18 protein-coding genes are annotated in these 22,335 nt (G+C 67.8%); 14 read left to right on the top strand and 4 right to left on the bottom strand.

The window, feature by feature from the left end:
* Positions 1-7 precede the first annotated feature (7 nt).
* The 11 genes from BMY53_RS04255 (at position 8) to BMY53_RS04305 (ending at position 12,019) form a co-directional block, all read left to right on the top strand.
* A complete protein-coding gene (locus BMY53_RS04255; protein ID WP_092944021.1) occupies positions 8-1,102 on the top strand; it encodes an ornithine cyclodeaminase in 1,095 nt (364 codons plus the stop codon).
* Between the two features lie 114 nt (positions 1,103-1,216).
* Positions 1,217-3,031, top strand: a complete 1,815-nt coding sequence (locus BMY53_RS04260) for a putative bifunctional diguanylate cyclase/phosphodiesterase (protein ID WP_092944023.1) — start codon at positions 1,217-1,219, stop codon at positions 3,029-3,031.
* 67 nt (positions 3,032-3,098) lie between these two features.
* Positions 3,099-4,019, top strand: coding sequence for a DNA-binding protein YbiB (gene ybiB / locus BMY53_RS04265; protein WP_092944025.1), 921 nt, complete (start codon positions 3,099-3,101; stop codon positions 4,017-4,019).
* Between the two features lie 183 nt (positions 4,020-4,202).
* A complete protein-coding gene (locus BMY53_RS04270; RefSeq protein ID WP_092944027.1) occupies positions 4,203-5,894 on the top strand; it encodes a nitrite/sulfite reductase in 1,692 nt (563 codons plus the stop codon).
* A gap of 14 nt (positions 5,895-5,908) precedes the next feature.
* Positions 5,909-6,397 (top strand): DUF934 domain-containing protein, encoded by a 489-nt coding sequence (locus BMY53_RS04275; RefSeq protein WP_092944029.1) that lies wholly within the window; start codon positions 5,909-5,911, stop codon positions 6,395-6,397.
* A gap of 3 nt (positions 6,398-6,400) precedes the next feature.
* On the top strand, positions 6,401-7,246 hold the full coding sequence (locus tag BMY53_RS04280; RefSeq protein ID WP_092944031.1) for a phosphoadenylyl-sulfate reductase: 846 nt from the start codon (positions 6,401-6,403) through the stop codon (positions 7,244-7,246).
* Positions 7,243-8,238 carry a sulfate adenylyltransferase subunit CysD gene (cysD, locus tag BMY53_RS04285; protein WP_092944033.1) on the top strand — a complete coding sequence of 332 codons (996 nt, stop codon included), beginning with the start codon at positions 7,243-7,245 and terminating at the stop codon, positions 8,236-8,238. The genes BMY53_RS04280 and cysD overlap by 4 nt, the downstream gene beginning before the upstream one ends.
* A complete protein-coding gene (locus BMY53_RS04290) occupies positions 8,238-9,578 on the top strand; it encodes a sulfate adenylyltransferase subunit 1 (protein WP_092944035.1) in 1,341 nt (446 codons plus the stop codon). The genes cysD and BMY53_RS04290 overlap by 1 nt, the downstream gene beginning before the upstream one ends.
* A gap of 13 nt (positions 9,579-9,591) precedes the next feature.
* Positions 9,592-10,371 carry a uroporphyrinogen-III C-methyltransferase gene (gene cobA, locus BMY53_RS04295; RefSeq protein WP_092944037.1) on the top strand — a complete coding sequence of 260 codons (780 nt, stop codon included), beginning with the start codon at positions 9,592-9,594 and terminating at the stop codon, positions 10,369-10,371.
* Between the two features lie 122 nt (positions 10,372-10,493).
* Positions 10,494-10,817 (top strand): ferredoxin FdxA, encoded by a 324-nt coding sequence (gene fdxA / locus BMY53_RS04300; protein ID WP_092944039.1) that lies wholly within the window; start codon positions 10,494-10,496, stop codon positions 10,815-10,817.
* 110 nt (positions 10,818-10,927) lie between these two features.
* Positions 10,928-12,019 (top strand): NAD(P)/FAD-dependent oxidoreductase, encoded by a 1,092-nt coding sequence (locus BMY53_RS04305; protein ID WP_404947854.1) that lies wholly within the window; start codon positions 10,928-10,930, stop codon positions 12,017-12,019.
* A 55-nt stretch (positions 12,020-12,074) separates the two neighbouring features.
* On the opposite strand, the gene BMY53_RS04310 is transcribed toward BMY53_RS04305, so the two are convergent.
* Positions 12,075-12,995, bottom strand: a complete 921-nt coding sequence (locus tag BMY53_RS04310; RefSeq protein ID WP_092944043.1) for a LysR family transcriptional regulator — start codon at positions 12,993-12,995, stop codon at positions 12,075-12,077.
* 118 nt (positions 12,996-13,113) lie between these two features.
* Here BMY53_RS04310 and BMY53_RS04315 point away from each other — a divergent pair, with 118 nt between their 5' ends.
* Together BMY53_RS04315 and BMY53_RS04320 are read left to right on the top strand one after the other, a co-directional pair.
* Positions 13,114-14,142 carry an alpha/beta fold hydrolase gene (locus BMY53_RS04315; RefSeq protein ID WP_092944045.1) on the top strand — a complete coding sequence of 343 codons (1,029 nt, stop codon included), beginning with the start codon at positions 13,114-13,116 and terminating at the stop codon, positions 14,140-14,142.
* 108 nt (positions 14,143-14,250) lie between these two features.
* A complete protein-coding gene (locus BMY53_RS04320) occupies positions 14,251-15,333 on the top strand; it encodes a redoxin family protein (RefSeq protein WP_255370028.1) in 1,083 nt (360 codons plus the stop codon).
* A gap of 30 nt (positions 15,334-15,363) precedes the next feature.
* Here BMY53_RS04320 and BMY53_RS04325 read toward each other — a convergent pair whose 3' ends face one another.
* A complete protein-coding gene (locus BMY53_RS04325; RefSeq protein ID WP_092944048.1) occupies positions 15,364-15,936 on the bottom strand; it encodes a YbaK/EbsC family protein in 573 nt (190 codons plus the stop codon).
* Between the two features lie 235 nt (positions 15,937-16,171).
* Here BMY53_RS04325 and BMY53_RS04330 point away from each other — a divergent pair, with 235 nt between their 5' ends.
* Positions 16,172-16,948 carry a class I SAM-dependent methyltransferase gene (locus tag BMY53_RS04330; protein WP_092944050.1) on the top strand — a complete coding sequence of 259 codons (777 nt, stop codon included), beginning with the start codon at positions 16,172-16,174 and terminating at the stop codon, positions 16,946-16,948.
* Positions 16,949-17,017: 69 nt separating this feature from the next.
* On the opposite strand, the gene BMY53_RS04335 is transcribed toward BMY53_RS04330, so the two are convergent.
* Both BMY53_RS04335 and BMY53_RS04340 read right to left on the bottom strand, forming a co-directional pair.
* Positions 17,018-17,332 (bottom strand): helix-hairpin-helix domain-containing protein, encoded by a 315-nt coding sequence (locus BMY53_RS04335; RefSeq protein WP_092944052.1) that lies wholly within the window; start codon positions 17,330-17,332, stop codon positions 17,018-17,020.
* Between the two features lie 7 nt (positions 17,333-17,339).
* Positions 17,340-22,307, bottom strand: coding sequence for a C39 family peptidase (locus BMY53_RS04340; RefSeq protein WP_092944054.1), 4,968 nt, complete (start codon positions 22,305-22,307; stop codon positions 17,340-17,342).
* Positions 22,308-22,335 lie beyond the last annotated feature (28 nt).

The raw sequence follows: 22,335 nt of genomic DNA on the forward strand, positions 1-22,335 counted from the left end.
CCCGCCTATGACCCGCCTGCTCACCCCCAAGGACGTCGCCCGGATCGTCCACCACCACGGCCTTGCCAGCACCCTGGACCAACTGGCTCATGCCATCGCCGAGGATTACGCCCGATGGGCCGCCTTCGACAAGAGCGCGCGGGTCGCTCACCACTCGGCCGAGGGCGTGATTGAGCTGATGCCCATCACCGACAGCCAGCTCTACAGCTTCAAGTACGTCAATGGTCACCCCAAAAACCACCAGGTGGGCCTGCCCACCGTCATGGCTTTCGGCGTGCTCGCGGATGTGGACACCGGCACCCCCACCCTGCTGTCCGAACTGACCCTCAGCACCGCGCTGCGCACCGCCGCCACATCAGCCCTGGCCGCCCGCCATCTGGCCCGGCCCGATGCCCGCGTGATGGCCCTGATCGGCAACGGCGCCCAGAGCGAGTTCCAGGCGCTGGCGTTCCACCACCTCCTGGGCATCACGGAGATTCGGGTGTTCGACATCGACCCGGCCGCGACCGACAAGCTGGCGCGCCACCTGGGCACCGTGCCTGGCCTGCAGTTGGTGCGATGTGCCAGCACGGCCGAAGCCGTGCGTGGCGCGGATATCGTCACCACCGTCACGGCGGACAAACGCAACGCCACCATCATCACGCCGGACATGCTGGAGCCCGGCATGCACATCAATGGCGTGGGGGGGGACTGCCCAGGCAAGACCGAACTGCACGCCGAGGTGCTGGCCCGTGGCCGTGTGGTGGTGGAGTTCGAACCCCAAACCCGCGTGGAGGGCGATTTGCAGCAGATGCCGGCAGACTTCCCGGTGACCGAGCTGCATCAGGTGCTGAGCGGTGCAGCCGCCGGCCGCCAGTCCAAGGACGAGATCACCGTGTTCGATTCCGTTGGTTTTGCGCTGGAAGACTTTTCCACGCTTCGCTGGCTGAACGAGCAGTCGCAGGCACTGGGCATCGGGCAGCCGCTGTCCCTGATCCCCGCGCTGACAGACCCGCGCGACCTGTTCGGTCAGTTGACCCCGGAACGCTGCAGCACACCGGAGGTCGCAGCAGCAGCGCCCATCCCGGCCACCCGTCAGGCTGGGAAGCCGGTAATAGTCTGACATAACGTGAATTGCTAGCCGGCCACCCCCCTACCCGCCCGTTGCCAGACGTCAGGGCGCCGACAGAAGATATCGGGCTTCGCTTCGGACCGGCCGAGGCTTTCCCGCATATCCATGTCGTCCAACGTTCGTGGTGCGCCCTCGACGGACAAGGGCCACTGGCTCCAGTTTTCCGTCACCTCGGTCATCGCCATCCTGCTGATGTGCATGGTCAACCTGCACTTCGGCCTGGTCGAGCAGACCCGTCAGGCGCAAGGTCTGGGCCAGACGCTGCTGGAAGGCATGGCGCCCATGTCCGATGCGGCCCGGCCCTTTGCCATGCGCTCGGCGCTGGAGCACTACCACACGCTCGAAGACCTGGCCCTGTGCCAAGGTGACGCCTGCCGCCACGCCTTCGGCGATCCAGTCACTCGGCTGCCGTGCGCCGAGGGGGGTGATTGGGGCCTGTGCGTGGAGGTCAATTCGCTCCAGGACCCTTCTGTGTCGCTGCAGATGCAGTTGGACCCCAGCGGGGTCTATGAGGATGTGGGTCGGGATGTCGGCATCCTCGTCGCCGCCCAGATGCTGGGCATGGTGGTCTGGCTGCTGAGTTCACGCCGCCAGCGGCAGCTGTTGCGGGACACTGAACAGCGCCTGCGTCGCGCAGCCACGACCGATCCGCTCACCGGGCTGCTCAACCGCAGTGCCTTTGATGAGGTCATTGACCAGGCGCTGCTGCGCACCCCGCGTGACGGCTGGATCCTTTATCTGGACCTGGACGGCTTCAAGGGCATCAACGACCAGCACGGCCATCCCATCGGGGATGCCGTGATCGTGGCCATCGGTGGGCGCCTGCGCAACGCCTTCAAGGCCGACGGCCAGGTGGCGCGGCTGGGGGGTGATGAGTTCGGCATCCTGGTCACCGGCTCGCCGTTGCGGCCGGTCGAAGCCATCTTCAAGTCACTGTTCGATGCCCTGGAAGCCCCGGTGGCCGCGCATCGGCTCTCGCTCAAGGTGGGCGGCAGCGTGGGCGCCGCGCGGTTGGGCCCAGACGTGGGCTCGGCGGCCGAAGCACAGCGCCGGGCGGACATCGCCATGTACGAGGCCAAGCGCCAGGGGCGCCATCAGGCGGCCGTCTTTGATGCCAGCCAGGATGTCGCCCGCCAGCGCGACTACCGCCTGCGTCTGGACCTGCGCAGCGCCCTGGCCCGCGATGAACTGCACGTGGCCTATCAGCCCTTGGTCAACGCCAATGGCCAGTTGCATGCGCTGGAGGCACTGGCGCGCTGGAACCACCCCACCCTGGGGCCCATAGGCCCCGATGTGTTCATCCCGCTGGCCGAAGCCTCCGGCCTGATCGGTGCGTTGGGCCAGGCGGTGGTGCGCCACGCCTGCAACGATCTGGTTGCCTTGCGCCGGCAAGGCGTGATGGTGCCCCGCATCGCCATCAACATCTCCGCCCAGCAACTGGCCGACGCCCGGCTGACGCAGGACCTGCTGGAGCATCTGGGCGCCGCCGGCCTGAGCCCGGCCGACCTGGAGCTGGAGATCACCGAAACCACCATCATGGACCCCGACAGCCGGGCGCCCGCCCAGCTGGAGCGGCTGGCGGCCGAAGGCTTCGACCTGGCCATCGATGACTTCGGGACGGGCTACTCCTCCTTCTCCCGCCTGCAGACCCTGCCGGCGCGCACCCTGAAGCTGGACCGCACCTTCATCCGCGCGCTGGACACCCCCCACGGCCAACTGCTCGCGCGCACCATGCTCGACCTGGGCCGCCAACTCGGCATGATCTGCGTGGCCGAGGGCGTGGAAACCCATGCGCAAGCTGACTGGCTGCTGAGCCACCAATGCGAGGTGCTGCAGGGCTACCTGTTCGGGCGGCCCATGCCGGCTGAAGGGCTGGTGCAGTGGGCGCTCGACCGTCGGGCGCCTTCAGTCGCCGCGTAAGATGGCCGCCGGTTCCGGCCCGCACTGGCGGGCCGCATGAACCGACTTCTCATCTTTGCCAGCACCCATGGACTTTGCGCCCCTCATCAAGGAGATCGGCCGCGGCACACGCGGCGCCCGTGACCTCACCCGTGAACAGGCGCATGCGCTGTTCGGTGGTTTGCTGGACGGCACCGTGCCCGACCTGGAGCGCGGCGCCATCCTCATCGCCATGCGCATCAAGGGCGAGAGCCTGGAGGAACTGCTGGGCTTCGAAGCCGCCATGCAGGAACGTACCGCCCGGCTGCAGGTGCCCGAGGGCCCGCGCCTGGTGCTGCTCCCTGCCTTCAACGGCGCCCGCAAGCAGGCCAACCTGATGCCGCTGGTGGCGCTGCTGCTGGCCCGTGCCGGCATCCCGGTGCTCATCCATGGCCGCCACGACTTCGACAGCCGCATCAGCCCCTTCGAGCTGCTGGACGCCCTCGGCCTGCCCGCCGCCGGCGGCGTGGCGCAAGCCCAGGCCCAGTTGCTCGAGCGCCACCTGGCCGTGCTGCCCCTGGCTTTGCTCAATCCCGGCATCGACGCACTGATGGCTCTGCGCCCGCGCATGGGTGTGCGCAACAGCAGCCACAGCGTGGCCAAGCTGCTGGACCCGGCACCAGGCCGCAGCGTGCGGGTGGTGGCCGTGACCCATCCGGAATATGTGGACAGCATGGGCGCCGCGCTCCCGCTGCTGAGCTTGCAGGGCAGCCGTGCGCTGCTCATGCGCGCCAGCGAAGGTGAGGCTTATCTGCACCTGCGCCGAAAGGCACACCTGCAAGGCTTCGTGGATGGGCAAGCCTGGGATCTCCAACCCTCGCCCAACGAGGACCTGGAGGTGCCGCTGTCCACCGCCTGCGAGCCCGCTGAGAACGCGGCGCTGATCCGCGCCATGCTGGCCGGAGAGACCGCCATCCCCGAGCGCATCGGGGCTCAGGTGGCCGCACTGGAACGTCTCGCGCGCGGCTGACTCGCTGCGCCTGCCCTTTGCAGAATTGTTCATATGCTTATTCAAGAATAAGCAATCTACGATTTTGTAGTTCCCATATATATAAAGCATTCATAGAGTGCTAACTCCCGGCCAGCCCTGGGCCAGCCGCCGTGTCAGCCGACGCAGCGGCCTGTCGTCCAGGCCGGCGCTGACATCGCTGCCATGTACGCCTATACCGATTTCGACCGCCAGTTCGTCCACGCCCGTGCGGCGCAGTTCCGCGACCAGCTCGAACGCCATCTGGCGGGTCAACTGCCGGACGACGACTTCCGTGCGCTGCGCCTGCAAAACGGCTGGTATATCCAGCGTCATGCCCCCATGCTGCGCGTGGCCGTGCCCTATGGTGTGCTGGACAGCCGGCAACTGCGCCAGCTGGCTCGCATCGCCCGCGAGCACGACCGGGGCTACGGCCACTTCACCACCCGCCAGAACCTGCAGTTCAACTGGATTCCGCTGCCCCAGTCGGCCGATGTGATGGATCTGCTGGCCGATGTGGACATGCATGGCATCCAGACCAGCGGCAACTGCATCCGCAACATCACCGCCGATGTGACCGCCGGCGTGGCCGCCGATGAACTGGTGGATCCGCGCCCCTATGCCGAGGTGCTGCGCCAGTGGAGCACCCTGCACCCGGAATTCGCCTTCCTGCCGCGCAAGTTCAAGATCGCCATCTCCGGAGCCACCGAGGACCGGGCCGCCATCGGCTGGCATGACATCGGCCTGCAGCTGCGCAAGAACGACGCAGGCGCGGTGGGCTTCCAGGTGCTGGTGGGCGGCGGCATGGGCCGCACGCCCGTGATCGGCCAGGAGATCAACGCCTTCGTGCCGTGGCAGGACATCCTGGTCTATATCGAGGCCATCGTCCGCGTCTACAACCGCTTCGGCCGCCGGGACAACATGTACAAGGCGCGCATCAAGATCCTGGTCAAGGCGGAAGGCCAGGCCTTCTTCGACGCCGTCAACACCGAATACCAGCACATCCTGGGCGACGACAGCGGCAGCCACGAGCAGATCATCCCCGAGGCCGAACTGGCCCGCGTGGCGGCCAGTTTCGTGGAGCCTGCGGGCGTGACACCGGCACCGGCCATCGACATCTTCGACGGTGCGGACCCGGCCTACCGCCGCTGGCTGGAGCGCAACGTGCTGGCGCACCGCGTCAGCGGCTACCGCGCGGTCACGCTCTCGCTCAAGCGTGTGGGCCTGCCCCCCGGCGACATCACCGACGCCCAGATGGACGGCGCCGCCGACCTCTCCGACCGTTTCAGCCACGGTGAGCTGCGTGTCAGCCACGACCAGAACCTGCTGTTGCCGTGGGTGCGCGAAGCCGACCTGCCGGCGCTGTATGCCGCTGCCAAGGCGCTGGGTTTTGCCACGCCCAACATCGGCCTGCTGACCGACATGATCACCTGCCCGGGTGGCGATTTCTGCGCCCTGGCCAATGCCCGCTCCATCCCGCTGGCCGGCGAGATCACCGAGCGCTTCCAGGATCTGGACGAGCTCTGGGACATCGGCGACATCGACCTGCACATCAGTGGCTGCATCAACAGCTGCGGCCATCACCACAGCGGCCACATCGGCGTGCTGGGCGTGGACAAGGACGGGACCGAGTGGTACCAGATCACGCTGGGCGGATCGGATGGCTCGACGCTGTCGGGCAAGGCCGTGGCCGGCAAGGTGATCGGCCCCTCCTTTGCGGCTGACGAGGCCGCCGATGCGGTGGAAGCCGTGATCGCCACCTATCGCCGCGAGCGCCAGGCTGGCGAGCGCTTCATCGCCACCGTGCGCCGTATCGGCCTGGACGCCTTCAAGCAGGCCACCAACGCCATCCGCCGCACCACCGCCGCCGCTCACTGACCGCCGCCAACGCCATGAAGTTCGTTTCCAAAGCCCAAGACCCCTGGCACCTGTGCGCTGGCGAGGACGGCCCGCAGCCGCACCCCGCCGCCGCCGACCACAAGCTGCTGACGCTGGAGCAGTGGCACGCGGTGCGCGACACCTGGCCCGCCGGCCTGGCTACGGGCGTGCAGTTGCCCAATGATGCGGACGTGTCCGAACTGGCCGCCGACCTGCCCCGCCTGTCCTTGATCGTGGTGCAGTTCCCGAAATGGGTGGACGGCCGCGCCTACACGCAAGCCCGCCTGCTGCGCGTGCGGCACCGCTTCACCGGCGAGATCCGCGCCACGGGTGAAGTGCTGGTGGACATGATGCCGCTGCTGCAACGCTGCGGCGTGGATGCCGTGCAGATGCGGGGCGACCAGAACCAGGCAGCCGCCGAACGCGCGCTCGGTTTCTTCCCCGGCCACTACCAGGGTGACGTGACTGAACATCGCCCGGTGTTTGCGCGCACCGGAGCCTGATCCATGAGCGACGCCTCCGCGCTGCCCACCTCCTTGGCCTCGACCCTGACTGCACCGGCCGGTCCGGCGCAGGCCAATGGTGGGGCCATCGGGCTGTATGCCCGCGCCACACCGGGCTTTGAGGACCGGCTGGCCCGCACGGTCGAGGTGCTGCGCCAGGTGGCGGCGGACTTCGGCCCGGCCGCGGTGCAGTCCACCTCGCTGGGCGTGGAGGACATGATCATCACGGATCTGATCGCCCGGCATCACCTGCCCATCGCGCTGTCCACGCTGGACACCGGCAAGCTGCATGAAGAAACGCTGGGCCTGATCCCGGCCATCGAGCAGCGTTACGGCCTGAAGGTCGAGGTGTTCAGCCCGGTGCAGGAGCAGGTGCTGCACTTCGTGCGCAGCCACGGTGACGACGCCATGTACCGCAGCATCGAGCTGCGCAAGGCCTGCTGCGGCGTGCGCAAGCTGGAGCCGCTGGCACGCATGCTGGCCGGCAAGCAGGCCTGGATCACCGGCCTGCGCCGTGAGCAGAGCAACAACCGCGCGGACGTGCCCTTCCGTGAACCCGACGGCCAGGGCCGCACCAAGGTCAATCCGCTGGCCGAATGGAGCTGGGCCGATGTCTGGCATTACGTGCAACAGCATGTGGTGCCCTACAACCCCCTGCACGACCATTTCATGCCCAGCATCGGCTGCGCGCCCTGCACCCGCGCCATCTCGGTGGGCGAGGACTTCCGCGCCGGCCGCTGGTGGTGGGAATCCGACGACGCCAAGGAATGCGGGCTGCACAAGTCCCATGGCGCCGCGGAGCCCTCCGCCGCTTCTTCTTCCCTCCCCCGCACCGGAGCCCCGGCATGAACGCCCCCGTGAACCTGGAACAACTGCTGCCGCTGGCGGACCACCGCCATCTGGACCACCTTGAAGAAGAAGCCATCTTCATCCTGCGTGAAGTGGCCGCCGCCTTCGAGCGCCCGGCGCTGCTGTTCTCCGGCGGCAAGGACTCCTGCGTGGTCCTGCGCCTGGCAGAAAAGGCCTTCAAGCAGCGCTTGAATCCGGCGCACGAGGCGCAGCGGCCCGGCCAGGGACCCAGCCAGGAATTCAAGGGCAAGCTGCCCTTCCCCCTCGTGCATGTGGACACCGGCCACAATTTTCCCGAAGTGATCGAGTTCCGCGACCGCCGTGTGGCCGAAATGGACGAACGCCTGGTGGTGGGCCATCTGGAGGACTCCATCAAGAAGGGCACGATCCGCCTCTCGCACCCGCTGGAGTCGCGCAACGGCCACCAGACCGTGACGCTGCTGGAGACCATCGAGGAGCACCGCTTCGATGTGCTGATCGGCGGTGCTCGCCGTGATGAAGAAAAGGCCCGTGCCAAGGAGCGCATCTTCAGCCACCGCGACAGCTTCGGCCAATGGCAGCCGAAGGAACAGCGCCCGGAGCTGTGGAACCTGTTCAACACCCGCATCCGCCCGGGTGAACATTTCCGCGCCTTCCCCATCAGCAACTGGACCGAGCTGGATGTGTGGCTCTACATCGCCCGCGAAAACATCCCGCTGCCGTCGCTCTACTACGCGCATGAACGCCAGGTCATTCGCCGCAAGGGCCTGCTGGTGCCGGTGACCGAGGTGACCCCACCGGAGGCCGGTGAGCAGATCGAGACCGCGCAGGTGCGTTTCCGCACCGTGGGCGACATGACTTGCACCTGCCCGGTGGAAAGCCCGGCGGCCAATGCCACCGACATCGTGGCCGAGACGCTGACGGTCACCGTGAGCGAGCGCGGGGCCACCCGCATGGACGACCGCACCTCGGACGCCTCGATGGAGCGCCGCAAGAAGGAAGGCTACTTCTGATGACTGCGACCCCTGGCTCACTCCGTTCACTGCCGGCAGACGATTCCATGACCACCGCCCACAAGATCCATCAGTCGGACCTCGACACCACCCACCGCGCGCTGCGATTCCTGACCGCCGGCAGCGTGGACGATGGCAAGAGCACACTGATCGGCCGCCTGCTGTTTGACAGCCGTGCCATCCTGGCCGACCAGCTGGACACCTTGTCCAAGCGCGCCGCCGGCCAGCCGATCGACCTGAGCCTGCTGACCGACGGGCTGGAGGCTGAACGCGAGCAGGGCATCACCATCGATGTGGCCTACCGCTACTTCGCCACCAAGCAGCGCAAGTTCATCATTGCCGACGCACCGGGCCATGAGCAGTACACCCGCAACATGGTCACCGCCGCCGCCGGCAGCGATGCCGCCGTGGTGCTGGTGGACGTGACCAAGCTGGACCTGTCGGTGGATGACGTGCCGCTGCTGCCGCAGACCCGCCGCCACAGCCTGCTGGCCCACCTGTTGCGCCTGCCCAGCATCGTGTTCGCCATCAACAAGATCGACGCGGCCGAGCAGCCGGGCGAGGCCTTCCGCAAGGTCAGCGCGGCGCTGACGCGCTTCGCCGAAGCCGCCGGCATCCGCGTGACGGCCATCGTGCCGGTCTCCGCCCTGCGCGGCGACAACGTGACCCAGCCGCTGGAAGCCGACTGGTATGACGGCCCCTCGCTGCTGCAGGTGCTGGAAGGCCTGCCGACCGTGCAGGAGACCGTCGAGGCGCAGCTGATGCTGCCGGTGCAATACGTGGCGCGCGAAGGCGAAGGCACCGGCAACCAGCCTCGCACCCTGTGGGGCCGCATTGCCCAGGGCCAGGTGCTGCCGGGCGACACGGTGCAGATCCTGCCCAGTGGCCAGACCGCCATCGTGGCCGAACTGCGCCGTGCCGGCGAAACTGTGCAGGCCTGCGTGGCCGGCGAGTCGGCCGGCGTGGTGCTGGACCGCCAGCTCGATGTCTCCCGCGGTGACTGGATCGTGGCGCCGGGTGCGGCCCAGCCCACCCGCAGCTTCCAGGCGACGCTGGCGTGGCTGGACACCGAAGCCGCCGTGGTGGGCCGCAAGTACTGGGTGCGCCATGGCAATCGCTGGGTGCAGGCCCGCATCAGCGCCATCGACCATCGCCTGGACGTGCAGACGCTGGCCGAAACCGAGGCGCATGAACTCAAGGTCAACGAGATCGGCCACGTCACGGTGGAGCTGCAGTCGGAGCTGCCGCTGCAGCCCTACGCTGACAACCGTGTGGGGGGCGCGCTGATCGTGGTGGACCCGACCAGCAACAGCACCAGCGGTGCCTTGCTGGTGCGGTAATTCGAGGACGTTTATGGGCAAGGTGATTTTTGTCAGTGCGGGGCCAGGGGCCGCCGACCTCATCACGCTGCGGGGCGCACGGGCGCTGGCGCAGGCGGAGGTGGTGCTGTTCGACGCCCTGACCGACCCTGCCCTGCGCGATCTGGCCCCCCAGGCCCAGTGGCTGGATGTGGGCAAGCGAGGTTTTTGCCACTCCACCAAGCAGACCGCCATCAATGCGGCCCTGGTCCGCGAGGCCGGGCGCCATGCGGTGGTGGTGCGCCTCAAGGGGGGCGACGCCAGCGTTTTCGGGCGCCTGGAGGAAGAACTGCAGGCGTTGGCCGCGGCCGGACTCACCTGGGAGATCGTCCCGGGCGTGACCGCCGCCATTGCCGCCGCCGCCCAGACCAGCCGGCCGCTGACCCGCCGGGGCCAGGGCCGTAGCGTCAGCCTGACGACCGCCATGACCCAGGACGGTGAGCTACAGGCCAGCAAGACCGCCGATACCGAGGTGTTCTACATGGCTGGCCGCCAGTTGGCCGCACTCGCCCGCCGGCTGTTGCAGGCCGGCTGGCCGGCCGAAACACCGGTGAGCGTGGTGTCACGTGCCGGGTGTGCCGACGCGCTGGCCAGCGAACACCAGGTGGGTAGCCTGGCGGCGGCCGCCATGCTGCACCGGGGCCGTCCGACGGTCGTGGTGGTGGGTGCCGGGGCTGCGCCGGTGGCCGAAAACACGGCGGAATGCGGCCAAGGAACGACGCAATTCCCCGGTATTGACCCATCCGACTCCCTGGCACAAACCCTGAACGTTTAAAATCTGCCGTTTTCCGTCAGAGCGAGCCCGATTGCCGTGCCGGCCGCACTGATGCCCACAGGCCCCTTCCATCCGACCTTTCGGTTTCCTGGACGGGGCCCCGCCACTCTAAGAGCCGCTCCATGACCCACGTTGTCACCGAAGCCTGCATCCGCTGCAAATACACCGACTGCGTCGATGTCTGCCCTGTCGACTGCTTCCGCGAAGGCCCCAATTTCCTGGCCATCGACCCCGACGAGTGCATTGACTGCGCGGTCTGCATCCCGGAGTGCCCGGTCAACGCCATCATGCCGGAGGAAGATGTTCCGGGCGATCAGCAGATCATGATCAAGATCAATGCCGATCTGGCCAAGAAGTGGCCCAGCATCACCAAGCGTAAGTCCTCCCTCCCGGACGCCGAGGAGTGGAAGGACAAGACCGGCAAGCTTGATCAGCTGATCCGCTGACCCACACCCCCGGATGCGGGCCCGACGTTGACCTCGTGTTGGCGTGACGGGGGCCTGGTGCTGGCCTCCTCCAGGCCGGCACTCACTCTCTCTCAAGAATGGAAAAGCAAGTGACTGAAGCGACCTCGGCCCCGCACGCGGGCGTGATCGAAACCGACGCCGTCATCGTGGGCGCGGGCCCGGTAGGCCTGTTCCAGGTGTTCGAGCTGGGCCTGCTGGAAATCAAGGCCCACATCATCGACTCGCTGGCCTACCCCGGTGGTCAGTGCATCGAGCTCTACCCGGACAAGCCGATCTACGACATCCCGGCACTGCCGGTGGTGACTGGCAAGGAACTGACGGACAACCTGATGAAGCAGATCGAGCCGTTTGGCGCGACCTTCCATCTGGGCCAGGAAGTCACCACGGTCGAGAAGCAGGAAGACGGACGCTTCTTCGTGGCGACCAGCAAGGGCACGCAGTTCCTGACCAAGACCATCTTCATCGCCGGGGGCGTGGGCTCGTTCCAGCCGCGGACCCTGAAGGTCGAGGGCATCGACAAGTACGAAGGCTCGCAGGTGCACTACCGCGTGCGCAACCCTTCGCAGTTCGCCGGCAAGAATCTGCTGATCGTGGGCGGCGGTGACTCGGCACTGGACTGGGCGCTGAACTTCTGCGCTGGCAATGCTGACGGCAACCCGCACAAGGCGGAGAGCGTCATCCTGGTGCACCGCCGTGACGGCTTCCGTGCCGCACCGGCTTCGGTGGCCAAGATGCGTGAGCTGTGCGATGCCTACGAGATGCAGTTCATCGTGGGCCAGGTCAGCGACATCGACGAAGGTGACGACATGCTCAAGGGCGTGAAGGTCACCGGCGGCGACGGCGTCACCCGTGTGGTGCCGGCCGATCAGGTGCTGGTGTTCTTCGGCCTGTCGCCCAAGCTCGGCCCGATCGCCGAGTGGGGTCTGGCGCTGGAGAAGAAGCAGATCCAGGTGGACACCGAGAAGTTCCAGACCAACGTGCCTGGCATCTTTGCGGTGGGCGACATCAACACCTACCCGGGCAAGAAGAAGCTGATCCTCTCCGGCTTCCACGAAGCCGCCCTGGCCGCCTTTGGCGCGATGCCCATCATCAACCCGGAAAAGCGCGTCCACCTGCAATACACGACCACCAGCCCGAAGCTGCACAAGGTGCTGGGCGTGGAAACGCCGAACTTCGACTGAGCGTTCCTGCTGCAGGACACAAGAAGCCCGCCTGGCGTTTTGCCGGCGGGCTTTTTTACGGGTGGGGCGCGAACATTGGCATGCGCGCCAGGATCCAGGACAGCAGTTCGTCGCCGGCCGCGCCCAGTGGCCTGCCGGCCTTCACCAGCACGCGCGCCTGTGTGCTGCGCAACAGGGGGTGGTCGATGGGCACGACGGTGAGCTCACCGGCATCCAGTTCCCGGCGCGCGGCGAACTCGCCGATGAGCGTTGCGAAGCGCCCCTCGGCCACGATGCGCTTGAGCGCCGTCAAGGAGTTGGTCACCAGCGTCGGACGGATCTCGACGTTTTCGGCAAAGGCGATCATCTCGGTGGCCTTGCCAATGCCGAAGGCCGAGGGCATCAACGCCAAGGGGTGTTCCAGCAGGTCCTGCACGCGAGCCGGACCGCCCCGCAGCGCCAGCGGGTGCCGAGGATGGACCAGCAGCACCACCGGCTGCGGTGAACTGGCGCGCCACGCCACCTGCTCATGGGGCGGTGGGTTGAACGCCAGACCGATGTGGGCACGCGCCTGGGCGATGCTGTCCACCAGGTCCTCGATCGACAGCATGTCGATCGCCACCTCCAGCTTCGGGTAGCGGGCGCAGAACTCGGCCAGCACCTCCTTGACCAGCACGTCCACATAGCCTTCGCTGATCGCCAGCCGGACCTGCCCCCGCTGCAGGCCCTTCATCGCCTGCAGACGTTCATGGAGCTGCTCCTGGTGTGAGCGATAGCTCCGCCAGAACTCCAGCAGATGCGCGGCCGCTTCGGTGGGTTTGACGCCGCGCGCCTCACGCTCAAACAGTTGTGTATCCAGCTCCTCTTCGAGCAGCCGGATCTGGCGGGTGATCACCGACGGGGCGGTGTTGAGGCTTTCTGCCGCGCCACGGATCGATCCCTGCGCATAGACCTCCCGGAAGTAGCGCAGCCGTTGCTGGTTGATCTCTCGGTTCAACTGTTCACCCCCCTGTGTTGCCTACTGAGCAACGATGTGTGAGTTTAGTTGCTCTTGTTGATAGGCGAGCGCAGCGCGACCATCTCGACAACGAAAACGCCTGTACGGAGCCCCGTAGATGAACCCCTCCACTTCACGCCGCTGCTTTCTCAACACCAGCGCCCTCGGCCTGGGTGCCCTGGCCAGCCTGAGCCTGTCCGGCACCGCAGGGGCGGCATGGGCAGCCGCCAGCCCGGCACCTGCCGCGTTCGGTCCGCTGCGCCAGATCCAGGCGGGCCTGCTGAACGTCGGTTATGCCGAGCTGGGCCCGGCCAACGGGCCGGTGGTGGTGCTGTTGCACGGCTGGCCCTACGACATCCATAGCTTCATCGAGGTGGCGCCGCAGTTGGCCCGGGCGGGCTACCGCGTCATCGTGCCGCACTTGCGCGGGCATGGCAGTACGCGCTTCCTCTCCAGCGACACCTTCCGCAATGGCCAGCAGTCCGCCGTGGCAATGGACATCGTGGCGCTGCTGGATGCGTTGAACATCCCCAAGGCGGTCTTCGCCGGCTTTGACTGGGGCGCACGCACCGCCGATGTCATTGCCGCGCTGTGGCCGGAGCGCTGCGAAGCGCTGGTGTCGGTCAGCGGTTACCTCATTGGCAACCGTGACGCCATCAAGAACACTGCGCTGTCGCCGGAGGCGGAGTACGCCTGGTGGTACCAGTTCTATTTCGCGACCGAGCATGGTCGCGCCGGTTACGAGAAGAACCGCCATGACTTCGCCCGGCTGATCTGGCGCACCGCCTCCCCCCGGTGGAACTTCGACGAGGCCACGTTTCAGCGCAGCGCCGCCTCGTTGGACAACCCCGACCATGTGGACATCGTCATCCACAACTACCGCTGGCGGCAGAGCCTGGCAGACGGGGAGCGCGCCTACGATGCGTTGGAGCAGCGCCTGGCGGCCGGCCCGCAGATCACCGTGCCGACGCTGGTGCTGGAGGGTGACGCCAATGGCGCCCCCCACGCCAGCAGCGACGCGCCGTTCCGCAGCAAGTTCAGCGGCAAGTACGGTTACCGCGTCATCACCGGCGGCATCGGCCACAACCTGCCGCAGGAGGCGCCGGGCGCCTTCGCTCAAGCGGTGCTCGACGTGGTTCGCCTCTGAGTTTTTTTCAAACGCCCTCCCTCACCTCCGGCGCGCTCGACAGGCCCCGCATCGGGCGGCAATATCGACGCGCCAGACACCTCGCTCGACCCCATGATCAAGATCAGCATGCCCCACCTCGTCCGCGTTGGCGCCGTGGCGGCCCTGGCGGCCTTCGCCTATGCCGCCCTGCACCCGGCCTCGGCCGGCGGCCAATGGCTGGCCGAAGCGGCAGTCGCACCTGCAGTGCAGCCGCCGCTTCCCTCGCTGGCGGGCGCGACCGCCTGGATCAATTCGCCGCCGCTCACGGCGAAGGCGCTGCAAGGCAAGGTCGTGCTGGTCGATTTCTGGACCTACTCCTGCATCAACTGCCTGCGCACGCTGCCCTATGTGAAGGCCTGGGCACAGAAGTACGGCGAGCACGGCCTGGTCGTGATCGGCGCCCACACACCCGAGTTCGATTTCGAACGGTCAGTGAGCAACGTGCAGCGGGCGGTCAAGGATCTGCAGATCCGCTACCCGGTCGCCGTTGATAGCCAACAGACACTATGGAATGCCTTCGGCACCCAGGCCTGGCCCACCTTCTACTTCGTGGATGCCACGGGCCGTATCCGCTATCGCCAGCTCGGCGAAGGCCGGTATGACCAGGCAGAACGGATGATCCAGGAGCTTCTGCGCGAGGCGGGTCAACGCCAGGTGCCGGATGATCTGGTGGTGCCCCAGGCGACGGGCACGCAGGCGGCCGTCGGGCCACGGCCGCCTGCGTCCGACGAGACCTATCTCGGCTGGGCGCGCGGCGATGGTTTCGTCGCTGCTGCGGGCGAGCTGCGCGACGGCGGACCGCGCAGCTACACAGCGGCCCCGCAGCTGCGTCTGAACCAATGGACGCTCGCCGGCCGCTGGCGGGTGGATACCCAGCAACTGTCGCTGGCGCAGCCCGGCGGCAGCATCAGCTATCGCTTCCGCGCCCGCGATCTGCACTTGGTGCTGGGCCCTGGCCCGGACGGCCGGCCGGTGCGCTTCAGGATCCGGCTGGATGGCCAGCCGCCCGGGGCCGACCATGGCAGCGACGTATTGACCGACGGGAGCGGCACCGTGGAGACCTACCGGCTCTATCAGTTGGTGCGGCAAGCTGCGGATGGTCGGGAGCGCTTGTTCGAGATCGAGTTCCTGGATGCTGATGTCCAGGCGCATGCATTCACGTTCGGTTAGGCAACTGACGCATGACGCCGCCAGGCCCCATCAGGGCGCGGACGGCGGCGCAGCGTCCACCGGTTCCTGGAAGGCGAGCGCCGCCACACTCGCCTGGGGCAGCGCCTGCAGCAACGATGGCGGCACCAGGATCTTGGTGCGGCGGTAGCCAGCACCGACCACCACGCAGGCTCGTTCCATGACCGCAGCGTCAATCAGAATGGGCATGTCCGCAGGCAGGCCGAAGGCGGTGACGCCGCCAAACTCCATGCCGGTCAACTCGGACGCTATTTCACGTTTGGCAAACGACAGGCGGCGAGCATCCAGCGCCGCCTTGACAGCGCCATTGATGTCAAGGCGCCGCGACCCCAGCGTGACGACTGCCGCATAACGATCCACACCCTCCTTCGTAAAACGAAGGATGAGCGTGTTGGCACAGTCCTCCAGGCTGAAGCCAAAGCGCGCGCTGAACTGCGCCGTGTCCGAATGCTCGTCGGCCACCGGGAACACCAGGCAGCCATCGGCCGGCAACGCGCGAGCGACAAAGTCCGGGAGGTGCGCCGGCCACTGCTCAGCAGGGACAGGATCAAAGTGATGGCGCTTGGCGAGTTCGGCGAAAGACACAGAGGTTCCCAAGGTATGGGCGCCAAACCGGGAATCGGATGGCTCGCTGGATTCTGCACGATGACCGGCCTGGATACGCTAAGCGCGCTGGTGCGCTGGTGAGCTGGTGAGCTGGTGAGCTGGTGAGCTGGTGAGCTGGTGAGCTGGGTGCGGCGTACACGCCTGTCAGCCACGGCGCCACCGCTGACTCTGACAGAATCTCCACGAGAGGCTCCATCGAGCAAGGAAGCGCACCATGTCAGGCGAATCGACCCAGAACTGGTTCAACCAAGGCGGGGCTGCGTACGCCCGTTATCGGCCGGAGTACCCGCCGGAACTTGCCGCCTTCCTGGCTTCCGTGGCACCCACCAGGGCCCTGGCGGTGGACGTGGGATGCGGCACCGGCCAGCTCACCGTGCAATTGGCGGAGCACTTCGAACAGACCATCGGCCTGGACCCCAGCGCCGACCAGCTCGCCAACGCCACGCCGCATGCCCGCGTGGTGTATCGCTGCTGCCCGGCCGAGCAACTCGACGTGAAGGCCGGCCAGGCCAGCCTGATCACAGCGGCGCAGGCCGCGCATTGGTTCGACCTGCCCAGGTTCTACGCGGAAGTCCGTCGCGTGGCGGCACCGGACGCGGTGGTGTCGCTGCTGAGCTATGGTGTGCTCGTCCTCGACGGCGATCTGAACGAGCTGTTCCAGCGCTTCTATTCACAGGACGTCGGCCGCTTCTGGCCGCCCGAGCGCCGGCTGGTGGACACGGGCTACGCGAGCATCGACTTCCCCTTCGATGAGCGCCAGGCGCCGCCAATGACCATCCGCAAGGACTGGAACCTGGAGGAACTGCTGGGCTACATCTCCACCTGGTCGGCCGTTCGCAGTGCCCTGGAGAAAGGCCAGGAGGCGTTGCTCCACCGCTTCGCCGCCGAGCTGACCGAGCGATGGGGCGACCCGGCCCGCACCCGCGAGATGCGCTGGCCCATCAACATGCGGCTTGGCACGGTGCAGGCCGCTCAAGGGACCTCTGCATAACGCCAGCGAGCCGCGATAGCCCCTGCTTCGGGCTGGGGAGCAAGGCGCCAACCGCAGCCATGGCGAGCGCTATCGCGAGGCGTTGTGCGAGCTGGCCCAGGACGGCATCAGCCGCTTGCGGCTTTCCGTGAAGTCCCACCAGGCACGCGCCGGGCCACCGTTCATGAAGTCGATGGCCGACATGAAGACATCCAGGGTGCACGGGTCGTGGCGCACACCCGTCACCTCACAAAGCTGCTGGAACAGCACCAGCGCGTTGGCCCCCACCAGCTGCGCGGGCGAGTCGATGCCCAGCCGCTGAAAATCCTTGGCGGTGGCCGGACCGACGTTGGGCAGATCCGTCAGCCAGCGCACCCGTTCTCGATCTACTTTGTCGGGACTCATCGACACCTCACAGCGGAAGCCACCAGCGCCATTGCTGGCGCCATGGCGTATGTTGCCACTGGGCGGCACGCCGCAGCCGCCCGCCTACGCGGGAGGCATGCCCCGTCACCTGCAGGGACTGCCGGAATGCGTGGACGGTGCCCGCACCGCCACGCTCTCGCATCAGTGACGCAAAGGTCTCCAACACCGTCAGCACCGGCTGCATCCAGGCATCCGGCGACCACTCATGGCGGCGGGCCAGTTGATGCGCCAGCCGGTCACCATCACCGGCCTCCGCCAGCGTCACCAGTTGCCACAGCCGGATGTCTTCCTGATAGGGCGCGCGGGGCAGTGCGGCGCGCACCACGTCGGCCAGATGCTGCCATTGCCCCTTGGACGCCAGCGCCGCGCACAGGTTGCCCAGGGCCCAGACCGGCGCACGCGGCTGGTCCCGCCAGTCCCGCATCCAATGGACCACGGCGCCTTCCTTCTCCAGGCTGAGCAGCGCGTAGCTGACCACACCCCAGAGCTGCGGATCACTGCGCAAGGTCGCGTCGTGGCGGCTGACGAAGTACTGCAGGGCCAGCGGCATCTTCTGATCCGCCAGCCACTCGATCAACGCGCGCATCAACACCGGCTTGGGGCCCTGCGCCAGCAGCCGCCTGACCTTGAACAGGGTGCGCCAGTAACCGCGCGATCGATATTCGTGAGCCAGCCAGTGCACCGCCAGCCCGGGCGGGCCGTCGCCGCGCTCGATGGCGGCCAGTTGCCGCGCGCGGAGTTCCTCACCCCAACCGCCGGAGACCATTTCGTCACAGGCGTCCCGTGAATAGCTCATGTCCTGCGAATCCGCCAAGGCGCTCAGGCGGTCCAGCCACTGCAGCGCCCGCGCAAGGTTGCCGGCCCGGCGGGCCGCCGCCACGCCCATGAGGGCGTGGGCGGGTTCCTGCGCGTGGGGCCAGACCTGCTGCAGCGCCCATTCGGCATCGTCGTGCGACTGGGTTTGCGCCGCAGCCAGGCAGAGCTGCCTCACGGCGAAGTTGTAGGCGGGCTCCAGCTCCACGGCCCGTCGCAGTGGGGGCAGGGCCTCTTCGAAGCGCTTGAGCTTCACCAGCGCGTGGCCCACATAAGCCTGACTGAGGGCCCGGTGCGGGGCCAGACGCTGGAACGCCAGCGCGGATTCCAGATAGGCCTCGTTGAGGTTCTCGGTGTCCTGCCAGTCGGCCAGGTCTCGCCAGAGCTGCTCCAGATGTGGCGCCTCGGCCACCAGCCCGCGCAAACGCTGGATGGCCTCCTGGCGGTCGCCACGCTGCCAGGCGCAGCGCGCATGCCAGGCGCGCAGGGAGACCGGCGGGGCATCGGGCCAGGGCAAGGCCGCCACCAGCGATTCGATCTCCGCAAAGCGCCCCAGCCGGGAGAGCCGCTCGAACCGGGCCTGCCAGGCCGACTCCAGCCTGGGGTCCAGTTCAATGGCCCGTTGTGCATCCACCAGCGCCTGCTCGTCATCACGGCCATGCTCGGCCTGCACGGCCCAGGCCCAGGCATCGCCCGGGCGGCTTTGCACCACCTCGGCCACCAGGGCATCGAAGTCATGCAGCCGCTCACCACGCTCACAGGCGCGGCGGGCCACACCCCAGATCCAGTCCGGACGCGGATTGAGCAGCAGCGAGCGACGAGCCTCGGCCAGGGCCTCGTCGTTGCGCATCTGTGCGTCGTAAATCCAGCCCAGCAGGCCGATCAGGTCGTCGTCATCGTGGCTGTGCTGCAGGCCGCGCTGGATGACACGTTCGGCCTCCGCGTAGTTGCGCTGGTGCTCCACCAGCAGGTGGGCCTGCAGCCGAACGGCCTGGTTCCAGCCCGGCGACATGGCCAGCGCCTGGGCGTTGACCTGCAAGGCCTCGGCGCGGTCACCCAGCATCCGCAGGGCCTCGGCCAGTTCCAGACGCAGGCGCGGCAGTAGCGGGAAGCGGCTGACCGCCTCGGACAGCAGCCGGTGCGCGCGGCGGCCCCGGCCCATTTCCACCCACTGGCGCGCCAGCGCCACCCAGACCTCCCAGCCGTCGGGCCGCTGACGCAAGGCGCGGAACAGGAAGCGGGCCAGGCGGGGGGCCGGCCAGCCGCGCCAGGCCACGGCTTGGAACGACAACCAGCCATCTCCCAGCACCACCTGACGCTGCAACTCGGCGGCCACGGCATCGGTGGCGGCCAGGCAGCGGGCAGTGTCCGGGGCTGCGCCAATCAACTGGCGCATGGCGAATTCATGGTCCGCGTCCAGGCGCAGGGCCTGGCGGAAGGCGGGCGCCGCCGCGTCATAACCATCCCGGCGCAGCAGCACGTAGCCCAGCGAGGCATGGGACTCAGCGCGCTCCGGTGCGGCTTCGCACGCAGCCTGGATCTCGGCCAGTGCCTCGTCATGGCGGCCCTGGCGGCTGGCCTGCACCGCGATCTCGCGGCGCAACCAGCCGTCATGGGGATGGTGCTCCCGCATCTGGTTCAGCACCGCGCGGACCTCATCCGCCTGGTCGGGCATCCATTCATAGAGCAGCCGGTGCAGGCCATAGTGCGCGGGGTGGCGCGCGGCCAGTTCACGCAGCCAGGCCTGCGCAGCCGCCTTGCCCTCACGGCGGGACAACAGCGTGAGCCGCAGGCGGTGATGGGACAGCACAAACGGCTCCAGCTCGCCGGCTTCCTGCGCGCAGGCCAGGGCCTCGTCAAACTGGCCACGGGCTTGCGCCAGCAGCGCGCGCACCCGCAGCACGCTCGCTTGCTTGGTGGGCTGGGTCGCGGCCTGCAACAAGGCTTCGGCTTCATCCAGCCGCTGGCGGCGCAGGCGCTCCTCGGCGGCAAACAGGCGCAGCGGTGCGTCGTCGGGCCGGCGCGCCAGGCCAGCCTGCAGCACGGCCTCGGCCTCCTCGCCACGCTCCAGCAGGTCCAGCATTTCATGCAGGGTCATCAGCGGCGCGCTGGAGCGGTCTCCCCACACCCGTTCACGTTCACGCAGGAAGTCCAGCCCGACCTCGGTCTGGCCCAGCACCCGGCACGCACGCATGTAGGAGCGAGCGGCGGACTCGTCGGTGGGCATCAGGCAGGCGCTCCAGCGATAGGCCTGCAGGGCGGCTTGCCGGTCGCCATGGTTCCATTCGAAGGTGGCCCACTGCCACCACAGGCGGCCCTGGGCGGGTGCACGCCGCAGCGCTCGGCGCAGGCTGTGCCAGGCGCGGGGCATGCGGCGGCTGTCCAGGGACAGCAGGTCCGCCAGGCGCGAGAGCAGCAAGGGGTCCGGCAACGGGCCCGCCGCCACGCTTTCCAGATAACGCTCGCAGGCCTGCTGGCCCGCCAGTTCCTGCAACGAGCCCGCCTTGCTGAGCTTGAGGTTCACGTCGTCGGGGAACATGGCCAGCAGGGCATCGGTGGCTTCCTGCAGGGCCGGGTCGTTGCCGTCGTAGCCGGCCAGCTGCCGGTAGGCGCGCCAGTAGAGGCGGCTGTCCGGGGCCCGCTGGCGCAGCTCGGCCACGGCACGCACCGCCTCATCGCGGTCATGGCGGTCCAGGGCGGCCTGCATCCGGTGCAGCACGTCCCAGTCTTCCGCTTCGGGCAGGGTGAGACCTTCGATCCGGTGCAGCTCCTGCGGCGGCAGGATCAGCAAGGCCCGCGGCCCGTGAATGGCCTGGCCCTTGAAGAAGGCATCCGCCTCGAACTCCGCATGGTGCGGCATGAAGGGGTCACGAATGAGCAGCGAATTGCGCATCCGGTCGTAGCCGACCACGGCCTGCAGGTGGCCACCAGCCGTGAACTGCGTCATCAGCGCAAACGGGATGCCGGCATCCAGCAGCGCGCAGGCCGTGGGCCAGTCCAGCCGGAACTCCCGGGCATGGAAACCGCGGCCCTGTGCCCAAAGGCGCTCGTTGACGTCGGTAGTGCCGTCGTAGCAGATGGCCTGGGCGACCTCCAGGTGCTCGGCGGCCCAACCCCAGTACTGCGACAGCGAGGTCAGCGTGGCGGGTGCGCAGGTGGCCCAGTGCTGGCGCACAAATGGCAGGCGCAGCAGCACACGGTCAGCCCCTTCAGGCGGATGTTCAAGACGGACCGCCAGATCGGCGTAGAAGCCTTTGCCCGGTACCAGGGCCGCCTGCACGCGCGCTTCTTCCTGGCGGCCCAGCGCCAGCAGCGCATCCGCACGGCGGGCTGCCAGGCGGCCGGCCGCCAGCTTGTCCAGGCGCGGCATCAGGCTTTCGGCCTGCGCCAACACCGCAAGCACCTGCTCATGTTGGCCTCGCTCCACATGCAGGTCGGCCAGTTGCACGGCCAGCGGGCCGCATTCACAGCCGGCCAGGGTGGTGGCCAACAGCGCCACCGCCTCGTCCTGCCGTTGCTGCAGCGTGAGCAGATGGGCCTTGTGCTGGGTGGCTGCGCGGTAGCCCGGGCACAGGGCCAGCGCCTGGTCGCAAGCGGCCAGCGCGTCCTGGTAGCGGTCCTGCCGCACCAGGACGTAGGAACGTTCGACATGGAGCCAGGGGTCGCCGGGCCGATCCTGCAGGGCCTGGTCGCTCAGACGCATGGCTTCATTGAAGTCCCGCAGATCGGACAGCCACAAGGCGTGCAGCGACAGCGCATCCGCGCGGGCTTCCTGCTCAGCCGGTGAAGCATCGGCCGGCAGTGCCTGCGTGGGCAACGGCCAGCGGCGGGCCGCACGCCAGTAGGCAAACGGACCCTGGTGGCTCAGCACCTGCCGCAGCTGCACCACCCGCGCACCGGGGTGATCCGGAAACCGGCGGCCGATCCGCAGCGCCAGCGCGTCGCCCTGGCGCTCGGCGCCAAGATAGCGCAATGCGCGCACGGCACGCATGCCGGCCGCCACATCGCCTTGCTGGTAAGCCGTCAGCCATTGATCAAGCTCGCCGTTGAGCTGCAGGTACAGCCCTCGGTCGAGTTGACCGTCAATGCGGGACCAATCGGATCCCTGGCGCGTGTTGGCGCCACCCTCCCTGTTTTTCATGCAGGAATCGTAAACGAGCGTCAAGGGG

Origin of the sequence: Roseateles sp. YR242 (assembly GCF_900109745.1) — a bacterium.
Lineage (GTDB): Bacteria > Pseudomonadota > Gammaproteobacteria > Burkholderiales > Burkholderiaceae_C > Roseateles.